The sequence below is a fragment of the Burkholderiales bacterium genome, assembly GCA_023511995.1.
In the GTDB taxonomy this organism is placed as follows: Bacteria; Pseudomonadota; Gammaproteobacteria; order Burkholderiales; family Thiobacteraceae; genus Thiobacter.
In genome coordinates, this window is record JAIMAL010000025.1 from 1 (window position 1) to 23,659 (window position 23,659).

Genomic DNA, 23,659 nt, shown 5'->3' on the forward strand with positions numbered 1-23,659 from the left:
GTTGATGGGGCAAAATGCTCGCACATTCTGACCCACCTACCCGTTAATCAAAATTGCACTTCAAACTTGAATCCGCGCTTGCTGGTTCTGGCGCTTCTGGCGGGCATTCTGGTGGCGCTGGCGGTGGGGGCCTGGCCCGCCATCAGGACTTTTGGCTTTGCTTTCCTCTTCAGCCCGGAATGGAATCCGGTCACCGGGGAGTTCGGTGCGCTGGTGCCCATCTTCGGCACCCTGGCCACTTCTGCCATCGCGCTGTTGATCGGCGTGCCCGTGAGCTTCGGCATTGCCCTCTTTCTCACCGAGCTCTCCCCCCTTTGGCTGCGGCGACCACTGGGCATTGCCATCGAGCTTCTGGCCGGCATTCCCAGCATCATCTACGGCATGTGGGGGCTCTTCGTGCTGGCACCGGTGCTGCAGGAAACCGTGCAGCCGTGGCTCATCGAACACCTGGGCGGCAAACCCCTGATCGGTTTCCTCTTCGAGGGCGCCCCCATGGGCATCGGCCTGTTCACCGCCGGGATCATCCTCGCCATCATGGTGATTCCCTTCATCGCCTCGGTGATGCGCGACGTCTTCGAGGTGGTGCCGCCCATGCTGAAGGAGTCGGCCTACGGCCTGGGTGCCACCACCTGGGAAGTGGTGCGCCATGTGGTCCTGCCCTACACCAAGATCGGTGTGGTGGGTGGCATCATGCTCGGTCTGGGCCGTGCCCTCGGTGAGACGATGGCGGTGACCTTCGTCATCGGCAATGCTCACCAATTCAGCACCTCCCTCATGATGCCGGGCAACAGCATCGCCTCGGCGCTCGCCAACGAATTCACGGAAGCCACCACCGATCTGCACGTGGCGGCGCTGATCGAACTGGGCCTCATTCTCTTCTTCATCACTTTCGTCGTGCTGGCCTTCTCCAAGCTGCTGTTGCTGCGGCTCGCCCGTCAGGAAGGAAAGCAGAGCTGAGATGTTTTCCCTCTACGCCCGCCGTCGTTTCATCAACGCCTTCAACCTCACCGTGTCCATGCTCACCATGGCCTTCGGCCTGTTCTGGCTGGGCTGGATTCTGTGGACCCTGCTCAAGCTGGGGCTGATCAACCTGAGCCCGGCCATCTTCACGCACATGACGCCCCCTCCCGGCAGCCAGGGGGGGCTTGCCAATGCCATTGCCGGCAGCCTCATCATGACGGCCCTTGCCACCCTGATCGGCACGCCGGTGGGCATCCTCGCCGGCATCTACCTTGCCGAATTCGCCCGGGCAAGCCGGCTGGCCGAAGTCACCCGCTTCATCAACGACATCCTGCTGTCGGCGCCGTCCATCGTCATCGGCCTTTTCATCTACGAGGTGTATGTGATCAGGGTGGGGCATTTCTCCGGCTGGGCCGGCGCCTTCGCCCTCTCCCTCATCGTCATCCCGGTGGTGGTGCGCACCACCGAGAACATGCTGAAGCTGGTGCCCAACAGCCTGCGCGAAGCCGCAGCTGCCCTGGGCGCACCGCAATGGAAGGTCATCCTGCTGGTGACACTGCGTGCCTCCCGCGCCGGCATCCTCACCGGCCTGCTGCTGGCGGTGGCACGCATTGCCGGCGAAACCGCACCCCTCCTCTTCACCGCCCTCAACAACCAGTTCTGGAACACCAATCTCAACGCGCCCATGGCCAACCTGCCGGTGGTCATCTTCCAGTTCGCCATGAGCCCCTATGAGGACTGGCAGCGCTTGGCCTGGGCCGGCGCCTTGCTCATCACCATTGGCGTGTTGATCCTCAACATCATCGCCCGGATCCTCTTCCGGCAAAGGGGCGGGCTCGCCTGAGAAAGACGACCATGCAAAGCAAAATCGCATCCCTCCCTCCCCTCGACGAGACGCGACCGCCGCGGGTGCAGCCTCCCGCCAAAATCACGGTACGCAACCTCAATTTCTATTACGGCAAGTTTCACGCGCTGAAGAACATCAGCCTGGAGATACCGCAAAACCGCGTCACCGCCTTCATCGGCCCTTCCGGCTGCGGCAAATCCACCCTGCTGCGCACCTTCAACCGCATGTATGCCCTCTACCCCAACCAGCGCGCGGAGGGGGAAATCATCCTCGATGGCGAAAACATCCTTGATCCGCGCCAGGACCTCAACCGTCTGCGCGCCAAGGTGGGCATGGTGTTCCAGAAACCCACTCCCTTCCCCATGTCCATCTACGACAACATTGCCTTCGGCGTCCGCCTCTACGAGCGGCTGTCGAGCCATGAGATGAACGAGCGGGTGGAGTGGGCGCTGCGCAAGGCCGCCTTGTGGAACGAGGTCAAGGACAAGCTGAAACAATCCGGCAACAGCCTCTCCGGCGGCCAGCAGCAGCGGCTTTGCATTGCGCGGGCGATTGCCGTCAAGCCGGAAGTGGTGCTTCTGGATGAACCCGCCTCGGCACTGGACCCCATCTCCACGGCCCACATCGAAGAGCTCATCCACGAGCTCAAGGTGGACTACACCATCGTCATCGTCACCCACAACATGCAGCAGGCAGCCCGCGTATCCGACTACACCGCCTACATGTACATGGGCGAGCTGATCGAATTCGGCGACACCGACACGATTTTCACCACGCCGCGGCAGAAGGCGACGGAAGACTACATCACCGGCAAGTTCGGCTGACGAGGCGCTGGGACCCCCTGCCTCCTGCCAGCAGGGACGGGAGCGCACGAGCAGCTGCCCCCAGATCAGGCTGGCAAGAGGCCGCCTGGGCGACCTCCCAGCTCGATGGCAAAGGCCCTAGCCCTCCGTGCGGGGTACGCCTGCCGCCTTTCGCGCAAAACGCCGGAAGGCCGCCTCGTCGAGGGGTGGGGCGGCAAGATGCCCCTGATAGGCATCACAGCCGGCACCCCGCAGCCAGGCTAGCTGCGCCTCCGATTCGACCCCTTCCGCCAGCACCTTGAGTCCCAGACTGTGGCCAAGGGTGATGACCGAACGCACGATGGCCGCGTCGTCCTCGTCTTCCGGCAGGTGGTGGATGAAGGACTGGTCGATCTTGAGCTGGTCGATGGGGAAACGCTTGAGATAGCTTAAGGACGAAAAACCGGTGCCGAAGTCGTCCACCGCGAGACGCACCCCCAGCCTTTTGAGCTCGTGGAGGACCGCGGTGGTGCGCGCCACATCCTGCATGGCGGTGGTTTCCGTGATCTCGATTTCGAGGCTCTCCGCACCAAGCCCCGTCTCCCGCAACACCTGCGCCACCAACTGCGGCAGGGTCTCCAGCGCGAACTGGCGGGCGGAGACATTCACCGCCACCGTGAGTCCCCGCAGTCCTTCGTCATGCCAACGTCTGGCCTGGGCACAGGCATTGCGCAAAATCCAGGTGCCGATGCGGGTGATGAGTTCCGATTCCTCGGCGAGGTGGAGAAACTCCGCCGGCGCCAGCAACCCCCTCCGCGGATGCTGCCAGCGCAGCAGGGCTTCCGCCCCCAGGACGCGCCCGCTGGCCACGTCCAGTTGGGCGTGATAATAAAGCCGGAACTCGCCCAGCTCCTCCGCATGGCGCAGCTCGTTTTCCAGCCGCAGCCACTCCTCGGCACGTTCGTTCATATCCCGTGTGTAGCACTGCACGCGGTCACCTCCCTGCCTACGGGCGCGTTCCAGCGCCGCCTCCGCATTGCGCAGAAGCAGGGAAGGCTCCTGACCGTCGAGGGGGAAGACACTGATGCCGATGGAGGCACCCAGGTTGAGTTCCCGTCCCCCCACATAGAAAGGCTGGTGCAGACCTTCTAGCAGTCTTTCCGCCAGCAGGACGGGGTTCTGCTCGAGGGCAAAGGCCGGCAGCAGGACGCAGAAGAGATCGCCGCCGAAATGGTAGAGGGTGCAGCCATGCACCTGCTCCCGCTCGCAGGCGAGGAGTTCAGTAAGCCGTGCGCCCGCCGCGCGCAGCAGTTGGTCACCCACGTCATGGCCCAGGCTGTCCACCACCAGCCGGAAGCGGTCGAGGCCGATGAGGAGAATGGCGGCGCGGGCGGCCGGCCGGTCGGGTGCGTACAGCACGGCCTGCACCGTCTCCTGGAACATGCGTCGGTTGGGCAGATCGGTGACGGGGTCGTGATAGGCCTGGCGGATACTTTGTTCCTCGGCCCGGCGCCGCTCGGTGACATCCGCCACGTAGACGTGGAAGACCTGCAAATCCGCAAGCCAGTGGACATGGCATTCCAGGGCCACCCCCTGCCCCACCTCATAGGCCCACACCTCCGAGCAGTCGTGCTTTTTGCGCAACACCGCCAGACGCCGTGCCAGCCCCGGCGGCAGCAGCGCGCGTGCATCCGCCCCGGCGGCGCCGATGCGCGCCAGCAAACCCTGCGTGGCGGGATTGGCATACAACACCTTGCCCGTGGGGGACAGCCGGATCACCGGCTGCGGGTGGCGCTCCGGAAATTCGGCCAGCAGCTGACGCTCCCGCTGCTCCCGCAGATAACGTTCGATGTAATAGCCCACGAAAAGGGAGACGAGGAAGATGGCCGCCGCCACGAGCCCCACCCCCACCTGCATCTGCCGTGCTGCCGCCTCCACCTCGCGCACGGCTCTTTCCAGGCGGACCTCCGTTTCCCCGATGCGCGCGGCAAGCTGGGCATCGAGTTCGCGCACCGCCTGGCTGGCGCGCTCAAGAGCCGACTGGGCGGCCAGGCGGTCCGCCGGTACCCGGGCCAGCGCCTCATCGAGGGCCCGGGCCGCCTCGTAGAGCGCGGTGTAGGAGGCTTCCAGCGCCTTGACGTCCCCGCTCCGGTGACGCCGCAGCAGCCCCAGCGCCTCGACACAGCGCTGGTCCACCTCGGCATAGCGGGAAAGGGGGAGATTGCGGTCGCCGCTGGCATAAGCGGCGTAGAGGAGGGTTTCCTGTGCCTGCAGGTCGCGCTGCAGGCGGCTCATGGCACGCAGGGGCGGCAGCTCCCTTTCGGCCACGGCAAGCGCCGCAGCGCGCACCCGCTCGCCGGTGTGCATGACCCAGCCGGCGAGCAGCAGGCCGAGCAGAAGCACCACCAGATAGGCGCCGAAAACCCGGGTGCGGAAACTCACATTCCAGCGCATTCTCGCCTCGTCGCCGCCCGCCATCAGGGCGCAAGGCTCGCGCAGCGGAAAAGCGCGGCGCGCGGCAAGGCCAGGCGCCTAACGGTGGGCACCGGCCACTTCCTGCACCACTTCGGCAATGCGCTGGGCCCAGCGCTCCACCCGTTGGGGATCGCGGCCTTCGACCATGACGCGCAACACGGGCTCGGTACCGGAGTTGCGCAACAACACCCGCCCCTGCCCGCCCAGATCGGCTTCCGCCTCCACCAGCGCCTTCTGCACCGGCAGGCTTTCGCGGAAGTCGAAGCCTTTGGCGATTTTCACGTTGATCAGCCGCTGCGGATAAAGGGTGACGTCCCGTGTGGCCTGCTTCAGGGTCTGGCGCTGGGCACGCAGGGCCTTCAACACCTGCAGGGCGGAGATAATGCCATCCCCGGTGGTGTGCCGGTCGCGGCAGATGATGTGGCCGGAGGATTCACCCCCGAGCTGCCAGCCCTTTTCCTCCAGCATCTCCAGCACGTAACGGTCACCCACCTGCGCCCGGGCGAAGGGGATCTTGTGTTTTCGCAGGGCGTGCTCCAGACCCAGGTTGGTCATCAGGGTGCCCACCACGCCACCCTTGAGGTTGCCCTCACGGGCACGCTGGCGGGCGATGATGTAAAGCAGAAGATCGCCGTCATAGAGGGTGCCTTCGGCATCCGCCATGATCACCCGGTCACCATCGCCGTCGAAGGCGATGCCCAGGTCGGCCTGGTGGCTGAGAACCGCCTGCTTCAGCGTCTCCGGGTGGGTGGAACCACACTGGGCGTTGATGTTGAGCCCGTCCGGCTTGACACCGATGGGGACCACTTCCGCCCCCAGCTCGTGGAAGACATGGGGGGCGATGTGGTAGGTGGCCCCATGGGCGCAGTCCACCACCAGTTTCAGCCCCCGCAGGTCCATTTCATTGGGGAAGGTGCTCTTGCAGAATTCGATGTAACGGCCGTCGGAGTCGTCCACCCGGCGCGCCTTGCCCAAGCGCTCCGCCGTCTGGCAGCGCAGGGGCTCGTCCAGCAGCTTCTCGATGGCCTGCTCGGTTCGGTCCGGTAGCTTGACCCCCCCTGGGCCGAAAAATTTGATGCCGTTGTCGGGATAGGGGTTGTGGGAAGCGGAGATGACGATCCCCGCCTGGCAGCGCAGGGCGCGGGTGAGATAGGCCACCCCGGGCGTCGGCATCGGCCCCAGCAACAGCACATCCACGCCGGCGGCAGACAGGCCCGCCTCCAGCGCCGATTCCAGCATGTAGCCGGAAATGCGGGTGTCCTTGCCGATGATCACGGAAGGCCGCTCGCCATGGAACCGCCGGTCGGCCTCGGCGAAGATGCGTCCCGCGGCATAACCCAGGCGCATGACGAATTCCGGCGTGATGGGCGCCTCGCCCACGGTGCCCCGCACGCCGTCGGTGCCGAAATATTTTCTGCTCATTCTCCCCATCCTTGCACTGCCGCCAGCACTGCCAGCGCGTCGCGCGTGGCCGCCACATCATGCACGCGCAGGATACGCGCGCCTTTCAGCGCGGCAATCAGGGCCGCGGCCACACTGGCATGAAGCCGGTCCTCCACCGCTTTGCCGGTGATCTGACCCAGCATGGATTTGCGGGAGAGGCCGGCGAGAACCGGCACCCCCAGGGTGGCGAACGCGTCCAGGCGGCGCAACAGGTCGAGATTATGCTGAAGATTCTTGCCGAAGCCAAACCCGGGGTCGATGACGATGCGTTCACGGGCAATGCCCGCAGCCTCAAGCGCCTTCAGCCGCTCGTCGAGAAAATCGCGCACCTCCCCCACCACATCCGTGTAGGTGGGGCAAAGCTGCATGGTACGCGGCTCGCCCTGCATGTGCATGAGACAGACCGCGGCGTTGGTGGGGGCCACCACCTCCACGGCGCCGGCCGCGCGCAGGGCGTTGACATCGTTGATCATATCCGCCCCCGCGGCGAGGGCGGCCCGCATCACGGCGGGTTTTTGCGTATCCACGGACAGCGGCACACCCGCTTGCCGCAGCCCTTCCACCACCGGCAGCACCCGCTCGAGTTCCTCATCTAGGGGCACCGGTGCCGCTCCCGGGCGCGTGGATTCACCCCCGATGTCGAGGAGATCGGCCCCCTCCCCGACCAGGGTGAGGCCATGGGCGATGGCCCGATCGCTCGCAAAGAAACGGCCACCGTCGGAAAATGAATCCGGCGTGACGTTGACGATGCCCATGATCAATGGGCGGGTGAGAGGAAGGGTGAAGCGGCCGCAGCGCAGCATGGCCGTCACAGAAAGGGCCGCCCGGAGGCGGCCGTCTGGCTCAGGTCTCTTCTAGAGGCTTGGTGGTGGGCGCGGCCGCCCCCGGCGGCGTGGCATCCGCCGGATTGGGCCGCGGTGTGGCGGGCTTGGGCGGACGCGGCGCGCGGCCTTCCATGATGTCGTTCACCTGATCGGCATCGAGGGTTTCCCACTCCAGAAGCGCCTGCGCCATCATTTCCACCTTGTCCCGGTTTTCCTCGATCAGCTTGCGCGCCAGCGCATACTGCTCATCGATGATGCGGCGGATTTCCGCATCCACCTTCTGCATGGTGGCTTCGGAGACATTCTTGTGGGTGGTGATGGAGCGGCCGAGGAACACCTCGCCCTCGTTTTCCCCATAGACCATGGGACCCAGGGTTTCCGACATCCCCCACTCGGTCACCATGCGCCGCGCCATTTCCGTGGCGCGCTGGAAATCGTTGGCCGCACCGGTAGTCATCTGGTTCATGAACACCTCCTCCGCGATGCGACCACCGAAGAGCACGGCAATGTTCTGCAGGATGGTGTCACGGTCCATGCTGTAGCGGTCCTCGGTGGGCAGTTGCATGGTCACGCCGAGGGCGCGCCCGCGGGGAATGATGGTCACCTTGTGCACCGGGTCGGTCTTCGGCAGAAGCTTGGCCACCACCGCATGCCCCGCCTCGTGGTAGGCGGTGTTGCGCCGTTCGTGCTCGGGCATGACGATGGACTTGCGCTCCGTGCCCATGATGATCTTGTCCTTGGCGCGCTCGAAGTCCTCCATGTCCACCAGCCGCTTGTTGGCGCGGGCGGCAAACAGGGCGGCCTCGTTCACCAGGTTGGCGAGATCGGCACCGGAGAAACCGGGCGTGCCCCGTGCCAGGACATCGGCGCGGACATCAGGGGCAATGGGCACCTTGCGCATGTGCACCAAGAGAATCTGCTCCCGCCCGCGGATGTCGGGCAGCGGCACCACCACCTGCCGGTCGAAGCGGCCGGGGCGCAACAGCGCCGGGTCCAGGACGTCGGGCCGGTTGGTGGCGGCGATGACGATGACGCCGGAATTGGCCTCAAAGCCATCCATCTCCACCAGGAGCTGGTTCAGGGTCTGCTCGCGCTCATCGTTGCCTCCCCCGAGTCCCGCGCCGCGCTGCCGGCCGACGGCGTCGATCTCGTCGATGAAGATGATGCAGGGTGCGTTCTTCTTCGCCTGTTCGAACATATCGCGCACCCGCGCCGCACCCACGCCGACGAACATCTCGACGAAATCGGAACCGGAGATGGAGAAGAAAGGTACCTTGGCCTCGCCGGCAATCGCCTTGGCAAGCAGGGTCTTGCCCGTACCTGGCGAGCCCACCATCAGCACGCCGCGGGGAATGCGCCCGCCCAGTTTCTGGAAGCGGCCCGGATCGCGCAGGAATTCCACGAGCTCGGCCACCTCCTCCTTGGCCTCGTCGCAACCGGCCACGTCGGCGAAGGTGACTGTATTCGCCGATTCATCGAGCATGCGCGCCCGGCTCTTGCCAAAGGAAAAGGCGCCGCCCCTGCCCCCGCCCTGCATCTGCCGCATGAAGAAAATCCACACGCCGATCAGAAGCAGCATGGGGAACCAGGAGATGAAGATGCTGGTGAGCATGGACGGTTCCTCGGGCGGTTTCGCGTCCACGCGCACGTTGTGTTTGAGGAGGTCGTCCACCAGCCAGAGATAGTTGGCGGGGGCGTAGGTGGTGAAGGTCGTGCCGTCGGTGCGTCGGCCCTTGATGGCGTTGCCTTCCAACTGGACGCGCTCGATGGTCCCCGCCTTCATCTCCTGGACGAAGGTCGAGAACTCCATGTGGCTGGCGACCACGCGCCGCTGGCCGAACTGCTGGAATACCATCATCAGGACCATGCCGATGATGAGCCAGATGGCGACGGTTTTGAACATGTTATTCAAGGCAACACCCCACGCAAAATAAAATATCGGTACCGGGTTTTTGACCCATTCTAAACCCTTTCCCCGCCGCCAGGGCAACCTGGGCCCGCCTGCCGCAGCTGGCGCGCCAGGAGATAGACCTCCCGGCTGCGGGGACGCGAGGCCTCGGGCTTGCGCAGGCAGACCTGGCGGAAATGCTCCCGTGCCTCCCGGACAAAGGCTTCGAACCCGGAACCCTGAAAAAGTTTTACCAGGAAAACCCCATCCGGCTTGAGCCTTCCCAGGGCGAAGGCCATGGCCATCTCCGCCAGATGGAGGTGGCGCGCCTGGTCGGCAGCACCAATGCCGCTGATATTGGGGGCCATGTCGGACAGCACAAGGTCCACCCCCCTCCCCCCCAGGGCAGCCTCAAGCCGCGCCGCCACGGCGGGGTCGGTGAAGTCCCCCTTAAGAAAAACGACCCCCGCAACGGGCGCCATCTCCAACAGATCGACGGCGATCACCCGGCCGGCAGGCCCCACCTTCTGCGCCGCCACCTGGCTCCAGCCGCCGGGGGCGGCACCCAGATCCACCACCACCGCCCCGGGCTTGAGTAGATGATCCCGGGCGTCAATCTCCAGCAGCTTGAAGGCGGCGCGGGAGTGGTAACCCAGCCGTTTGGCCCGCTGGACATAGGGATCGTTGACGTGCTCGGCCATCCAGGCGCGGCTGGTCTTCGTCCGTTTCATCCTGTAGACTTCCCCTTTTTCCCGCCATTGCCATGCTCGAGCTCACCCCTGCCCAGCGCCGTTTCCTGCGGGCCCGGGCCCACGGCCTGCGTCCGGTGGTGCTCACCGGGGAAGCCGGTCTCACCGAGGCTGTGCTGCGGGAAATCGACAGGAACCTCAAGGCCCACGAGCTCATCAAGGTCAAGGCCGCCGGGGAGGCCCGCGAAAGCCGCAGCGCCATGCTGGCCACCATTTCGCAGGCCCTCGGCGCCGCCGTGGTGCAGCACATCGGCAAGATTCTCGTCCTCTACCGTCCGGGCGACAAACCCCGCCTCGTCCTGCCCGCCTGAAAGGGCGCACCCTACCCGGTGCGGCCGGCTGCTTTAGCGGCTGCGCAGCACCAAAAGAAGTCCCAGCACACTCTGCACGACGAAAAGGATGCTGGCAATGCCATGCCAGCGGGCGAAACGGTCGGCGGTGACGCTGTGCATGAGCTGCGCCGCGTCACCTCGAATTTTCAGGCCCTCCAGAATGGGCTGGATGCCGAAATGGCCGATGAGGGTGAGCACCAGCATGGCAAAAACGAGCCAGAAAGTGAGCTGCTTCATGGCCGCCATGCCCTGGCTTAGCAGGCGGAAAAACAAAAGATAAGCCCCGCAGCCCATGCCCACATAGGCGGTCACGGTGAACATCCTGCCCGCCAGCATGCCGGCGAGCTGGCGGTCGCCGAGGGCGGCAAAGAGGGTGGGCGCGGCGATGAAGCCGATCGCCCACAGGCTACCCACCCAGAGCACCACGGCGATGGTGGAAAGTCTTTGCAGATTCGCCATCTCAAGCTGGCAGGGTCGCCGCCTCAGACATAACGCACGTCCAGGATTTCGTATTCCCGCACGCCGCCCGGCGCCTGCACCTCGGCGATGTCGCCGGCAAACTTGCCGATGAGGGCGCGGGCGATGGGCGAGCTGATGGAGATCTTGCCCTCGCGCAGGTCCGCCTCGTCATCGCCGACGATCTGGTAGGTCACTCTTCGCCCGCTTTCCAGGTCCTGCAGATCGACGGTGGCGCCGAAGACCACCCTGCCTTCCGCATCCAGCAGGCGGGGATCGATGATCTGGGCATTGGCGAGTTTGCTTTCCAGCTCGGCGATCCGGCCCTCGATGAAACTCTGCCTTTCCTTGGCGGCATCGTATTCCGCATTTTCGGAAAGATCACCGTGGGCGCGGGCCTCGGAAATCGCACTGATCACGGCCGGACGCTCGACGGTTTTCAGACGATGCAGTTCGGCGCGCAGTTTCTCGGCGCCGGTCACGGTCAACGGAATTTTGCTCATGGCTTCTCCTCGAACTTGCAGGCGCTATGCCCCCTGTTGCAGACGCGCATGCAGCGTCTGCAGGGCGCACACGGTCAGCTCACGCATGTGCTGCATGCCGGTCACCGCGGCGCGCGCCCCCGCCAGGGTCGTGAAGTAGGTCACCCGGTAGGCCAGGGCGGCGGCGCGGATGGCAGCAGAATCCTGGATCGCCCGTTTGTCCTCGACACTGTTGATGATCATGGCGATTTCCCGGTTTTTGATCATGTCCACGATGTGGGGACGGCCTTCCGGAACCTTGTTCACCACCTGCACCGCCAAACCCGCCGCCTGCAGCACAGCGGCGGTGCCGCGGGTGGCACAGAGGGAAAACCCCAGCTCGGCGAGTTGGCGCGCCACCTCGATGGACTTGATCTTGTCCTGTGGCTTCACACTGATGAACACCTTGCCGCCGCTGGGCAGCTTCGTTCCCGCCGCAAGCTGCGATTTGACGAAAGCTTCGCCGAAGGTGTTGGCGATCCCCATCACCTCGCCGGTGGATTTCATCTCCGGCCCCAGCATGGGGTCCACGCCCGGGAACTTGACGAAGGGGAACACCGCCTCTTTCACCGAATAATAGGGCGGCACCACCTCCTTCAAGGCGCCCTGCTCGCGCAGGCTGCGGCCGGCCATGCAGCGGGCGGCGATCTTCGCCAGCGGCAGGCCACACGCCTTGGAAACGAAGGGCACGGTGCGCGAAGCCCGTGGGTTCACCTCCAGCACATAGATGGTGTCGTTCTGGATGGCGAACTGGATGTTCATCAGCCCCACCACGTTGAGGGCGCGGGCCAGTTTCACCGTCTGCCGGCGCAGCTCGTCCTGGATTTTCTGGCTGAGGCTGAAGGGCGGCAATGAGCAGGCGGAGTCGCCGGAATGGACGCCAGCCTCCTCGATGTGTTCCATGATGCCACCGATCAGCACATCCTGCCCATCGCTGATGGCATCCACGTCCACCTCGATGGCGTCATTGAGGAAACGGTCGAGCAGCACCGGCGAATCGTTGGAAACCTTCACCGCCTCGCGCATGTAACGCTCGAGATCGGCCTGCTCATGCACGATTTCCATGGCGCGGCCGCCGAGGACATAGGAGGGGCGCACCACCAGGGGATAGCCGATTTCCTCGGCAAGCCGCATCGCCTCTTCGGCACTGCGCGCGGTGCGATTGGGCGGCTGCTTCAAGCCCAGCGCATGGAGAAGCTGCTGGAAACGCTCACGGTCCTCGGCGCAGTCGATGGCATCGGGTGTCGTGCCGATGATGGGCACGCCATTGGCCTCCAGGTCGCGTGCCAGTTTCAGCGGTGTCTGGCCGCCGAACTGGACGATCACCCCCTTGGGTTTTTCCACCCGCACAATCTCCAGCACGTCCTCCAGGGTGAGGGGTTCGAAATAGAGCCGGTCGGAGGTGTCGTAATCCGTGGAGACCGTCTCCGGATTGCAGTTCACCATGATGGTTTCATAACCATCCTCGCGCATAGCCAGCGCCGCGTGCACGCAGCAGTAGTCGAATTCGATACCCTGCCCGATGCGGTTGGGGCCGCCGCCCAAAACCATGATCTTGTCCCGGTTGCTGGGGTTGGCCTCGCATTCCTCCTCGTAGGTGGAGTACTGATAGGCGGTGTCGGTGGCGAATTCGGCGGCGCAGGTATCGACGCGTTTGTAGACGGGATGGATGTTGAGCGCCCAGCGGCGCGCCCGCACCGCGTGCTGGTCGGTATTGAGCAGCTTGGCCAGGCGCCGGTCGGAGAAGCCGCGCCGCTTGAGCTCCCACAGCTCCTCCCGGGAGAGGGATTCCAGCGTGCGGCCCTTCAGTGCCTCCTCGCGCCGCACCAGGTCTTCGATCTGAGCCAGGAACCAGGGGTCGATGTGGGTGAGGGCCTGGATTTCCTCGAAGGGCATGCCCCAGCGGAAGGCATCGGCGACATACCAGATGCGTTCCCCACCCGGGTTGCCCAGCTCAGCCTCGAGGGTGTCGCGGTCGCTGGTCTTCTCATCGAGCCCGTCGGCGCCCGTCTCCAGACTGCGCAGGGCCTTCTGCAGCGACTCCTGGAAGGTGCGGCCGATGGCCATCACCTCGCCCACGGATTTCATCTGGGTGGTGAGGCGGTCATTGGCCTGGCGGAACTTCTCGAAGGCAAAACGGGGAATCTTGGTCACCACGTAGTCGATGCTGGGCTCGAAGGAGGCCGGCGTACGTCCCCCGGTGATGTCGTTTTTCAGCTCGTCCAGGGTGTAACCCACTGCCAGCTTGGCGGCGACCCTGGCGATGGGGAAACCGGTAGCCTTGGAAGCCAGGGCCGAGGAACGGGAAACACGGGGGTTCATCTCGATGACCACCATGCGCCCGTCTTTGGGGTTGATCGCGAACTGGACGTTGGAGCCGCCTGTTTCCACCCCGATCTCGCGCAACACGGCGATGGCGGCATCGCGCATGAGCTGGTATTCCTTGTCGGTGAGGGTCTGCGCCGGTGCCACGGTGATGGAATCGCCGGTGTGCACCCCCATGGGATCGAGGTTTTCGATGGAGCAAACGATGATGCAGTTGTCGTTCCTATCCCGCACCACCTCCATCTCGTACTCTTTCCAGCCGATCACCGACTCCTCGATCAGAAGCTCCCGGGTGGGCGAGGCATCCAGGCCGCGCTCGCAAATGGCGACGAACTCCTCCATGTTGTAGGCAATGCCGCCACCGGTGCCGCCCATGGTGAAGGAGGGGCGGATGATGGTGGGAAAGCCCACCATGGCCTGTACCTGCAGCGCTTCCTCCATGGAATGGGCAAGGGCGGCGCGGGGGCACTGCAGGCCGATTTTCTCCATCGCCTGCTTGAATTTTTCCCGGTCCTCCGCCTTGTCGATGGCTTCCCGTGAGGCGCCGATCATCTGCACGCCGTATTTGTCCAGCACACCGTGCTTGGCGAGATCGAGGGCGCAGTTGAGCGCCGTCTGCCCGCCCATGGTGGGCAGCAGGGCATCCGGGCGCTCTTTTTCGATGATTTTCTCCACCACCTGCCAGGTGATGGGTTCGATGTAGGTCACATCCGCCATGCCCGGATCGGTCATGATGGTGGCGGGGTTGGAGTTGACCAGGATGACCTTGTAGCCCTCCTCCCGCAGCGCCTTGCAGGCCTGGGCGCCGGAATAGTCGAACTCGCACGCCTGGCCGATGATGATGGGGCCGGCGCCGATGATGAGGATGCTGTGGATGTCGGTACGTTTGGGCATAAGGTTTTCACCACGGTATACGCGGAGTTTTCCACGGCTTTACGCCGTGACCTCCGCCCATCCCGGGCTTCAGGCTTTTCGCTCTTTCATCAACGCGACGAAGCGGTCGAACAGATACGCCACGTCATGGGGACCGGGGCTCGCCTCCGGATGCCCCTGGAAGCCGAAGGCCGGCACGTCGGTGCGAGCGATGCCCTGGAGGCTGCCGTCGAAAAGCGAGACGTGGGTCGCCCGCAGATTGTCCGGCAGGGTTTCCGCGTCCACGGCGAAGCCGTGGTTCTGGCTGGTGATCATCACCCGCCCGCTGTCCAGGTCCTGCACGGGGTGATTCGAGCCGTGATGGCCGAATTTCATTTTCACCGTGCGCGCACCGGAAGCCAGCGCCAGCAGTTGGTGCCCCAGGCAGATGCCGAAGGTGGGCACCCCCGCGGCCAGCAGATCGCGGATGGCGCGAATGGCGTAGTCGCAGGGCTCCGGATCCCCCGGGCCGTTGGAGAGCAACACGCCGTCGGGCTTGAGGGCGAGCACTTCCGCGGCGGAGGTCTGCGCCGGCACCACCGTCAGCCGGCAGCCCCGCGCCGCCAGCATGCGCAGGATGTTGCGCTTGACCCCATAATCGTAAGCGACCACGTGATACTGGGGCGTTTCCAGGCGGGGAAAGCCGCTTCCCCGCACCCAGGTCTTTTCCTCCCAGACATAGGGTGCCTGGCAGCTCACCACCTTGGCCAGATCCATGCCAGCGAGGCCAGGAAAAGCCCGCGCCCGCTCCAACGCGTGCGCTTCATCCACCTTCCCCGCCATCAGGCAACCGTTCTGCGCCCCCTTTTCCCGCAACAGGCGGGTCAGCCGGCGCGTGTCGATGCCGGCGATGGCCGGAATGCCATGTCGGCGCAGATAGCTGCCCAAATCCTCCCGGCTGCGCCAACTGCTGGGCCGCATGGCTAAATCGCGGATTACCAGGCCGCTCGCATAGATACGATCGGACTCCTCGTCCTCCGGGTTGGTGCCCACGTTCCCGATGTGGGGATAGGTGAGGGTGACGATCTGCCGGGTGTAGGAGGGATCGGTGAGGATTTCCTGGTAACCCGTCATGCCGGTGTTGAACACCACCTCACCCACCGCCACCCCCTCGGCCCCCACGGAAAGCCCGCGAAACACGGTCCCGTCGGCGAGAACGAGCAGGGCGGGGGCGGCTGTGGACACGGGCAAACTCCAGTACCAGATACACAAGAAGCGGGAAAGGCCATGCGCCTTCCCCGCTTCCGTAAGCTTTTAAATTTTACCGGATTGCCAGCAGGGTGACAACGCGCCCGAGCCGGTCAGCGGTCCTTGAGCCCCAGCACATCCTGCATGTCGTACAGACCCCGCCTGCCGTCGGCGAGGAAACGCGCGGCGCGCAGTGCCCCCATGGCGAAGGTAGCCCGGCTGGAGGCCTTGTGGGTGATTTCGATCCGTTCCCCGATGCCGGCAAACATGACGGTGTGCTCGCCGACGATGTCGCCCCCGCGCACGGTGGCAAAACCGATGGTGGTGGCAAGCCGCTCACCGGTGATGCCCTCGCGGCCGTAGACGGCGCAGGTCTTGAGGTCCCGGCCGAGGGCGGCGGCCACCACCTCGCCCATGCGCAACGCGGTGCCGGAAGGGGCGTCCACCTTGTGCCGATGATGGGCCTCGATGATCTCCACATCGAAGCCTTCGTCGAGCACCCGTGCCGCCATGTCAAGGAGCTTCAACACCACGTTGACGCCCACGCTCATGTTGGGCGCGAAGACGATGCCGATATCGGCGGCGGCCTCGCGGATGGTTTCCTTCTGCTCGGCGGTGAAGCCGGTGGTGCCGATCACCATGGCCGTGCCGCGGGAGCGGCAGAGGGCGAGATGGGCGAGGGTGGCCTCGGGACGGGTGAAATCGATGAGGACGTCGCTTGCCGAAAGAGCCGCCGCCGCATCATCCCGGATCAGCACACCACAGGGGGCGCCGATGAGTTCCCCGGCATCCTTGCCCAGAAAGGGGCTGCCCGGACGTTCCAGGGCCGCGCTCAGACGCAGGTCGGCAGACTGGCTCACGGCTTCGATGAGCGCCCGCCCCATCCGGCCGGAGGCCCCGGCAATGGCGATATTCAGCATGGTCTCCTTCCCCTTTTTCAGGCACCCCGCCTACCACCCCAGGCGCTCGATGAGGCGCCCAAAGAAGCCTTTTTCCTCGGGCGCAGGCGCCGGTGGGGCGTCGGGGTCCACTTTGTCCAACACGATTTCGCTCACCTTGCGCGCCCCCACCGACTGCGCCGCTTCCTCAGCGCTCAGGGGCGCCACGTCACCGGCCACACGCACGAGCTGATCATTCTGGAAAAACAGGCTCAGTTTCCTTTCTTCGATGAGCTTGTGCCCCTTCGCATAGCGATACACATAGTCCCAGCGGTCGGCATGGAAGGGATCGACGATGGGGGGTGAGCCCAGCAGGAACCGCACCTGGGCGCGGGTCATGCCGGGGGCAAGGCGCGCCACCATCTCCTGCGTGATGACATTGCCCTGCTGAATCTCCACCTTGTAGGGCTCGGGCGCAAGGGAGGTGATGGAACAGCCCGCAAGGGACAGGCTCAGGAAGAGGACGGTGGGACGCATGGCAAGGTTTAGAGGGAAAAAGGGATTATAACGTCGCCGGAAAGCCTTGTGCGCAGCGCTTTTCGCCGGGGGGCAAACCGCCTATCATTGTTCCAGGACGTACCACCGGAAAGACCATGACGGACCCGCGGGAACTCAAGAACGTCGGGCTCAAGGCCACCCTGCCCCGCCTCAGAATCCTGAGCCTGTTCGAAACCAGCGATGTGCGCCACCTCACGGCCGAGGACGTGTATCGTCTGCTCCTCAAACAGGGTGATGCGGACATCGGTCTGGCCACCATCTACCGGGTGCTCACCCAGTTCGAGCAGGCCGGGCTCCTCATCCGCCATCATTTCGAAAGCGGCAAGGCCGTTTTCGAGCTCAACCAGGGCGGCCACCACGATCACCTGGTCTGCCTGCAGTGCGGCCGGGTGGAGGAGTTCTACGACGCGGAAATCGAGAAGCGGCAGGAACGCATCGCCCGCGAGCGGGGCTTCTCCATCCACGAGCACTCCCTCTACATCTACGCGGACTGCACCAAGGAAAACTGTCCCTACCGCGAGAGAAAGGCCGCCCCCTGAGGGGGAAAGCTCACCGGCGCAACGGCGTCGCGGCAGCGCTTTCCCGGGGCACGATGGGGCTGATTCACCCCCGGCATCACACTCAGGCGATCCCTGCCTGCTTACCGGGACAGGAGTTCGGCGGCATGGGCGCGGGTGGTGTCGGTGATGTCCACGCCACCCAGCATGCGCGCGATCTCCTCCACCCGCCCTGCCCGATCCAGGATCTCGATGCGGGAGACGGTCTTTCCCTCCCCGCTTTCCTTCCACACCCGGAAATGGTGATCCGCCTGTGCCGCCACCTGGGGCAGATGGGTGACGCACAGCACCTGCCGGTGTTCTCCCAGGCGCCGCAACAGGTCGCCGACGATTTCCGCCACGCCGCCGCCGATGCCCACGTCCACCTCGTCGAAAATCAGGGTGGGCACGGCGGTGGCATCCACCGCCGCCACCTCGAGGGCGAGGCTCACCCGGGAAAGCTCCCCGCCGGAAGCTACCTTGGCCAGAGGCCTCAAGGGTGCTCCGGCATGGGCGGCGACCCGGAACTCGACATTTTCCAGGCCGAAGCTCGCCCCTTCCCGCAGGGGCACCAGGGCCACTTCGAAGCGTCCCCCCTTCATCGCCAGCTCCTGCAGAGTCGCCGTGACCTTGCGTGATAGCTCCGCCGCCGCCTTCGCGCGCTCGGCGCTGAGTTTCTCCGCCTCCTCCCGGTAACGCGCCGCAGCCTGGGCCTCGCGCCGGGCAAGCCCGGCAGGATCCGCCGCCTCGGCGAGGCGGTTCAACCGCTCCCTCGCCTCCTCCAGCAGGGCGGGCAGACGCTCGGGGGTGACGCGGAATTTGCGGGCGGCGCGATGGATGGCCTCCAGCCGTTCCTCGCATTCGGCAAGGCGCGCCGGATCCAGCTCCAGCCGCTGCTGGTAATGGGTGAGGGCATAGGCCGCCTCCCGCACCTGGATCTCCGCGGGCTCGAGGATTTGCAGCACCTCCTCCAGGGCGGGGTCGTATTGGCTCAGATGCTTCAGCCGGGCAATGAGCCCCGAAAGCTGGGAAAGGAGCGAAAGATCCGTTTCCGAGATCAGCTCCACCGCCTCCCGGGCGCCTTCGATGAGTGTGGCCGCATGGGAAAGCCGCGCGTGCTCCGCCTGTAATGCCGCCCATTCCTCCTCGCTGAAATTCAGGGCCTCAAGTTCCCCCACCTGCCATTCCAGCTCTTCCCGTTCCCGCGCGAGCTCGGCGGCACCGCGCTCGGCAAGCTCCCGCTGGCGGGCAAGTTCCTGCCATTCCCGGTGAAGATCGGCGACGAGACCCGCGAGCACGTCTAGGGCGGCATAGGCATCCAGGAGTGCCCTTTGCGCGGCGGGTTTGAGCAGACTCTGGTGGGCATGCTGGCCGTGGATGTCCACCAGGCGCTCGCCCACCTCCCGAAGCTGCTGCAGGGTGGCCACGTGGCCGTTGATGAAGGCGCGGGAGCGGCCGGAAGCCTCCACCACCCGGCGCAACAGGCATTGCCCCTCGTCCCCCGCCAAGTCCTGCACCTTGAGCCAGTCCGCCACTTCCGGCAGACGCGAGATGTCGAAGAGGGCGGCGATCTCCGCCCGCTGGCAGCCCGGCCGGACCACGCTGGCCTCCGCCCGGTCCCCCAGCACCAGCGTCAGGGCATCGATGAGAATGGACTTCCCGGCGCCGGTCTCGCCGGTGAGCACGGTGAAGCCCGGCTCGAAATTGAGCTCAATGTGATCGATGATGACGAAATCCCGAAGGGAGAGGTGGATCAGCATGGCCGGGGACGCCTGGCAAAACGGCAGACCAGAAACGGTGATCGCCTCACAGTTTTTCCCCCCAGTGCAGTTTCTGCCGCAGCATGTCGTAATAACTGTGCCCCTTGGGATGCAGCAGGCGCACCGTCTCCAGCGAGCCACTCACCTGCACCCGATCCCCCACCCGCAAATCCATGCGCTGCTGACCATCCAGATTGACGCAGCAATCATCGGCGTGGACCACCAGCACTTCCACCTGGGAATGGCTGTTGACGGCGATGGGCCGGTTGGAAAGGGTGTGGGGGCAGATGGGCACCAGGGTGATCGCCTCCAGGGTGGGATGCAGGATGGGCCCACCGGCGGACAGGGCATAGGCGGTGGAGCCGGTGGGCGAGGCGATGATGAGGCCGTCCGAACGCTGGCTGTAGACGAACTGGCCGTCGATGAACACCTCCAGTTCGATCAGCCGGCCGGCGGCACCCTTGGACACCACCACGTCGTTGAAAGCCCGCGCCTGATTGAGGAGTGTGCCGTCCCGTCTGATTTCCGCATCGAGGAGGAAGCGGTCCTCGACCACGAACTCCCCGGCCAGCATCTCGTCCAGCGTCTCCATCATCGTGTCGACGGAGACGTCGGTGAGAAAGCCAAGCCGCCCCTGATTCACGCCGACGATGGAGACGTCATAGGGTGCCAGGTGGCGGGAGATGGAAAGCATGGTGCCATCCCCCCCGAAGACCACCACCAGATCGGCCCGTTCGCCGATTTCCGCCAGGGTGGCGGTGGCATAGCCCTCGATCCCCGTGCGCTGGGCGGTCTGGCTGGCGATGAGCACATCCAGCCCCCGCTGCCGCAGATGCCGGGCCAGGCGCACCAGCGCGCTGCCGATTTCCTGGCTGTTGTACTTGCCCACCAGGGCGGCGGTCTTGAAAGGAAAGCGCATGATGCGCAGATTATAGCGATGCCATTCCCGCCTGTCCGGCGGGTGCCGGGAACTTCATGAACCGCCGGGAATCGGTAGAATGACGACCATGCTCGACAACCGATCCCTGATCCTCCTCAAGACCCTGGTGGAACGCTACATCAGCGAAGGCCAGCCGGTGGGCTCGCGCACGCTGTCGCGCTATTGCGGCCTGGACCTCTCCCCCGCCACGATCCGTAACGTCATGGCCGACCTCGAGGAACTGGGCTTCGTCACCAGCCCCCACACTTCGGCGGGACGCATCCCCACGCCGCGGGGCTACCGGTTGTTCGTGGACAGCCTGCTCACCGTGCAACCCCTGCCCCCCGACACCGTCCACGCCCTGGAAAGCCAGCTTGACACAGCCGACCCGCAGCGGCTCATTGCCTCCGCCTCGCGCCTGCTTTCCGACCTCACCCAGTTTGCGGGCGTGGTCATGGCCCCCCGGCGCAGCAGCGCCGTGCGCCACATCGAATTCCTCAAGCTTTCGGAACGGCGCATCCTGATGATCCTGGTGGCCACCGACGGCAGCGTGCAAAACCGCATCCTCTTCCCGGAGCGGGCCTACCATGCCGCCGAGCTCGCCGAGGTCGCCAATTTCTTTAATGCGCACTATGCCGGCCGCACCCTGGACGAGGTGAACCGGCTCATCCAGGATGAGCTCACGGCGCTGCGCGAGGACATGACCGCCCTCATGACTGCCGCCCTGGAAGCCGGCCGCGAGGCCCTTGCCGCTGCCGAAAACGAATGCGTGCTGTCGGGTGAAGGCAAGCTCCTCAACGTCCGTGATCTTTCCGCCGACCTGGATCGCCTGCGGCGCCTGTTTTCCATCTTCGAGCAGAAAACCGAGCTCATGCAGCTCCTCGCCCTCGGCCAACGCAGCCAGGGAGTGCAGATTTTCATCGGGGGCGAATCGGGGGTGATGCCCGTGGACGACTGCAGTCTGGTCACCGCCCCCTACGAGGTGAACGGTCAGATCGTGGGCACGGTGGGCGTCATCGGCCCCACGCGCATGGCCTACGACCGGGTCATCCCTATCGTAGACATTACGGCGAAGCTCCTCTCCAGCGCCCTTTCCTACCACTGATGCGCTATCTGCCGGAACCCCCTTACCGTCACGGCAGCCTGCCGGGCGTGGGTGTGCTCCTCGTCAACCTGGGCACGCCGGCCGCCCCCACCCCGCAGGCCCTGCGGCCCTACCTCAAGGCCTTCCTTTCCGACCCCCGCGTGGTGGAGCTGCCGCGGCTTCTGTGGTGGCCCATCCTGCATCTCCTCATCCTGCCCACCCGGCCGCGCCAATCCGCGCAGAAATATGCCAGCATCTGGACCCCGGACGGCTCGCCGCTGGCAGTGCACACCCGCGCCCAGGCCACCCTGCTCAAGGGCTATCTGGGCAACCGGGCCCCCCGGCCGGTGCAGGTGGATTTCGCCATGCGCTATGGCGAGCCCTCGGTGGAGCAGGCCATTCTGCGCCTCAAGGCGGCGGGCTGCGAGCGTCTGCTGGTGCTGCCCCTCTATCCCCAGTACGCGGCAAGCAGCACGGGCAGCGTCTTCGACGCGGTGGCCGCGACCCTGGCGCGTCTGCGCAACCCGCCGGAGCTGCGTCTTGTCAAGCATTTCCATGACCACCCGGGCTACATCGCGGCGCTGGCGGAATCGGTGCGGGAGCATTGGGCGCAGCATGGGCGGCCGGAAAAACTTCTCATGAGCTTCCACGGCGTCCCGCGGCGCAGCCTCGAGCAGGGCGATCCCTACCATTGCGAATGCCAGAAAACCGGCCGCCTGCTTGCGGAAGCGCTGGGGCTCGCGCCCCATGAGTGGCAGGTGACCTTCCAGTCCCGCTTCGGCCGGGCGGAATGGCTCAAACCCTACACCCAGCCCACCCTGGAAGCCCTGGCGCGGCAGGGCGTGGGCCGGGTGGATGTCATCTGTCCGGGCTTTGTCGCCGATTGCCTGGAGACCCTGGAGGAAATCGCGGTCGAGGCGAAGCGCGCCTTCCTCGCCGCCGGCGGCCGCGAGTTCCACTACATTCCGTGTCTCAACGAGCGGCCCAGCTGGATACGCGCCCTCACCGACCTTACTCTCTCCCACCTGGGCGGCTGCTGGCTCGATCAAGCCCCCAATGCCGGCGAAGCAGCCAAAGCCTCCCGTACCCGGGCCCTGGCCCTGGGTGCGACCGACTGAGGGGCCCCACCCTCAAGACCGGCCCTTTTCCGCCGTTACCCCCAAAGAGGAGGGAACATGCGTATCAGCGATGCCGGAGTGGAGTTCGCCGCCCGTTACCAGCGCCAGGAAAGCCTCAACATCCGGGAAAGGCTTGAGGTGAGCCGCGAGACCCCGCCACCCCGCGAGGCGGTGAGCCTGTCGGATGAGGCAAAGGCGATGGAGGCCGCCGATTCCATCCGGAAGGCGGCGGAAGAGGCGGCAAAGGATCCCCGGCTGGCGCTGCTTGCCGCCCTGCTTGCGCGGCTCACCGGCCGGCAGCTCGTCCTCCGGCCGGCCTGCGGTGAGTGTGGTAAGAAGCCAGCCGCCGAAGCCCCACCCGCCCCTGCCCCCGCCCCCCAGCAGCCGCTCCGGCTTGCCGTGGCCTATGCGCTTGACGCGGAATACCGGTTGGCGGAAAGCGTGGGGTTCGAGGTCGAGGCCCGGGTGCGCACCGCCGACGGACAGGAAATCGCCGTGCGCGTGGCCTTCGAACTTTCCCGCGAGACGGTGGAAAGGCTCAATTTACGTGTGGGTTTCGGCCGCCAGCCGCCGACCAAGGACCCCCTGGTGCTCAATTTTGCCGGCACCAGCGCTGAGCTTTCGGAAGGGCGCTTCGCCTTCGACCTCAACGCCGACGGCACGCCGGAGGCCATACCCATCCTTGCCTCCGGCAGCGCCTTCCTCGCCATCGACCGCAACGGGGATGGGATCGTCAACGACGGCCGGGAGCTTTTCGGCCCCACCACCGGCGACGGCTTCCAGGAGCTCGCCGCCCTCGACGCCGACGGCAACGGCTTCATCGATGAGGCGGACCCGGCCTTTTCCCGCCTTCTCCTCTTCAACCCCCATTGGTCAATCGAAGGCACAGGCCGGCCCAATGACCAATCTGGATCCGACCGCACCGCCGCGGGGGACTGGACCGTGCCCCTCGCCCGCGCCGGCGTGGGGGCGCTGTACGTGGGCCGCGTGGCCACCCCCTTCGACCTCGGCGCGGGCCTCCTGCGGGCAAGCAGCTTCTACCTCACCACGGCCGGGGGCGCCGGCACCCTGCAGCAGGTGGACCTCAAGGTCTGAACCCCTCCC

The 23,659-nt window shown here is 65.5% G+C and carries 21 protein-coding genes; 8 read left to right on the top strand and 13 right to left on the bottom strand.

Features of this window, described 5'->3' with window-relative positions; translation table 11 throughout:
* Positions 1–24 precede the first annotated feature (24 nt).
* From pstC to pstB, 3 genes are read left to right on the top strand one after another with little or no spacing between them, the layout of a single operon-like run.
* Complete coding sequence (pstC, locus tag K6T56_11225; protein ID MCL6556916.1) at positions 25–957, top strand: phosphate ABC transporter permease subunit PstC; 933 nt, start codon at positions 25–27, stop codon at positions 955–957.
* A 1-nt stretch (position 958) separates the two neighbouring features.
* On the top strand, positions 959–1,804 hold the full coding sequence (gene pstA / locus K6T56_11230; protein ID MCL6556917.1) for a phosphate ABC transporter permease PstA: 846 nt from the start codon (positions 959–961) through the stop codon (positions 1,802–1,804).
* Positions 1,805–1,815: 11 nt separating this feature from the next.
* Positions 1,816–2,631, top strand: coding sequence for a phosphate ABC transporter ATP-binding protein PstB (pstB, locus tag K6T56_11235; protein ID MCL6556918.1), 816 nt, complete (start codon positions 1,816–1,818; stop codon positions 2,629–2,631).
* Positions 2,632–2,748: 117 nt separating this feature from the next.
* On the opposite strand, the gene K6T56_11240 is transcribed toward pstB, so the two are convergent.
* From K6T56_11240 to K6T56_11260, 5 genes are all read right to left on the bottom strand, one after another.
* Positions 2,749–5,043 carry a bifunctional diguanylate cyclase/phosphodiesterase gene (locus K6T56_11240; protein MCL6556919.1) on the bottom strand — a complete coding sequence of 765 codons (2,295 nt, stop codon included), beginning with the start codon at positions 5,041–5,043 and terminating at the stop codon, positions 2,749–2,751.
* 78 nt (positions 5,044–5,121) lie between these two features.
* Complete coding sequence (glmM, locus tag K6T56_11245; GenBank protein ID MCL6556920.1) at positions 5,122–6,486, bottom strand: phosphoglucosamine mutase; 1,365 nt, start codon at positions 6,484–6,486, stop codon at positions 5,122–5,124.
* Positions 6,483–7,310, bottom strand: coding sequence for a dihydropteroate synthase (folP, locus tag K6T56_11250; GenBank protein MCL6556921.1), 828 nt, complete (start codon positions 7,308–7,310; stop codon positions 6,483–6,485). The genes glmM and folP overlap by 4 nt, the downstream gene beginning before the upstream one ends.
* A 40-nt stretch (positions 7,311–7,350) precedes the next feature.
* The gene (gene ftsH / locus K6T56_11255) at positions 7,351–9,243 is read right to left on the bottom strand and encodes an ATP-dependent zinc metalloprotease FtsH (protein MCL6556922.1); all 1,893 of its coding nucleotides are present in this window, start codon (positions 9,241–9,243) and stop codon (positions 7,351–7,353) included.
* 50 nt (positions 9,244–9,293) lie between these two features.
* Entirely contained in the window at positions 9,294–9,950 is a 657-nt protein-coding gene (locus K6T56_11260) for an RlmE family RNA methyltransferase (GenBank protein ID MCL6556923.1), read from the bottom strand.
* A 32-nt stretch (positions 9,951–9,982) separates the two neighbouring features.
* On the opposite strand from K6T56_11260, the gene yhbY reads away from it, so the two are divergent.
* Positions 9,983–10,279, top strand: a complete 297-nt coding sequence (gene yhbY / locus K6T56_11265) for a ribosome assembly RNA-binding protein YhbY (protein ID MCL6556924.1) — start codon at positions 9,983–9,985, stop codon at positions 10,277–10,279.
* A gap of 33 nt (positions 10,280–10,312) precedes the next feature.
* Here yhbY and K6T56_11270 read toward each other — a convergent pair whose 3' ends face one another.
* The 6 genes from K6T56_11270 to K6T56_11295 form a co-directional block, all read right to left on the bottom strand.
* Entirely contained in the window at positions 10,313–10,759 is a 447-nt protein-coding gene (locus tag K6T56_11270; protein ID MCL6556925.1) for a DUF4149 domain-containing protein, read from the bottom strand.
* 23 nt (positions 10,760–10,782) lie between these two features.
* Positions 10,783–11,259: a transcription elongation factor GreA gene (gene greA / locus K6T56_11275; GenBank protein MCL6556926.1), complete on the bottom strand. Its 477-nt coding sequence runs from the start codon at positions 11,257–11,259 to the stop codon at positions 10,783–10,785.
* Between the two features lie 24 nt (positions 11,260–11,283).
* Positions 11,284–14,496, bottom strand: coding sequence for a carbamoyl-phosphate synthase large subunit (carB, locus tag K6T56_11280; GenBank protein MCL6556927.1), 3,213 nt, complete (start codon positions 14,494–14,496; stop codon positions 11,284–11,286).
* A gap of 69 nt (positions 14,497–14,565) precedes the next feature.
* Complete coding sequence (gene carA / locus K6T56_11285; GenBank protein MCL6556928.1) at positions 14,566–15,699, bottom strand: glutamine-hydrolyzing carbamoyl-phosphate synthase small subunit; 1,134 nt, start codon at positions 15,697–15,699, stop codon at positions 14,566–14,568.
* Positions 15,700–15,815: 116 nt separating this feature from the next.
* A complete protein-coding gene (gene dapB / locus K6T56_11290) occupies positions 15,816–16,622 on the bottom strand; it encodes a 4-hydroxy-tetrahydrodipicolinate reductase (GenBank protein ID MCL6556929.1) in 807 nt (268 codons plus the stop codon).
* A 30-nt stretch (positions 16,623–16,652) separates the two neighbouring features.
* A complete protein-coding gene (locus tag K6T56_11295) occupies positions 16,653–17,117 on the bottom strand; it encodes an outer membrane protein assembly factor BamE (GenBank protein ID MCL6556930.1) in 465 nt (154 codons plus the stop codon).
* A 116-nt stretch (positions 17,118–17,233) separates the two neighbouring features.
* On the opposite strand from K6T56_11295, the gene fur reads away from it, so the two are divergent.
* Positions 17,234–17,677 carry a ferric iron uptake transcriptional regulator gene (fur, locus tag K6T56_11300; GenBank protein ID MCL6556931.1) on the top strand — a complete coding sequence of 148 codons (444 nt, stop codon included), beginning with the start codon at positions 17,234–17,236 and terminating at the stop codon, positions 17,675–17,677.
* Positions 17,678–17,778: 101 nt separating this feature from the next.
* Here fur and recN read toward each other — a convergent pair whose 3' ends face one another.
* Complete coding sequence (recN, locus tag K6T56_11305) at positions 17,779–19,434, bottom strand: DNA repair protein RecN (GenBank protein ID MCL6556932.1); 1,656 nt, start codon at positions 19,432–19,434, stop codon at positions 17,779–17,781.
* Between the two features lie 46 nt (positions 19,435–19,480).
* Positions 19,481–20,353 (bottom strand): NAD kinase, encoded by an 873-nt coding sequence (locus K6T56_11310; protein ID MCL6556933.1) that lies wholly within the window; start codon positions 20,351–20,353, stop codon positions 19,481–19,483.
* 88 nt (positions 20,354–20,441) lie between these two features.
* On the opposite strand from K6T56_11310, the gene hrcA reads away from it, so the two are divergent.
* Genes hrcA through K6T56_11325 form a run of 3 tightly spaced genes read left to right on the top strand, consistent with a single transcriptional unit; the run spans position 20,442 to position 23,650 of the window.
* Positions 20,442–21,458, top strand: a complete 1,017-nt coding sequence (gene hrcA, locus K6T56_11315; protein ID MCL6556934.1) for a heat-inducible transcriptional repressor HrcA — start codon at positions 20,442–20,444, stop codon at positions 21,456–21,458.
* Positions 21,458–22,555 (top strand): ferrochelatase, encoded by a 1,098-nt coding sequence (gene hemH / locus K6T56_11320; protein MCL6556935.1) that lies wholly within the window; start codon positions 21,458–21,460, stop codon positions 22,553–22,555. The genes hrcA and hemH overlap by 1 nt, the downstream gene beginning before the upstream one ends.
* Positions 22,556–22,612: 57 nt before the next feature.
* Positions 22,613–23,650: a hypothetical protein gene (locus K6T56_11325; protein ID MCL6556936.1), complete on the top strand. Its 1,038-nt coding sequence runs from the start codon at positions 22,613–22,615 to the stop codon at positions 23,648–23,650.
* Positions 23,651–23,659: the final 9 nt, after the last annotated feature.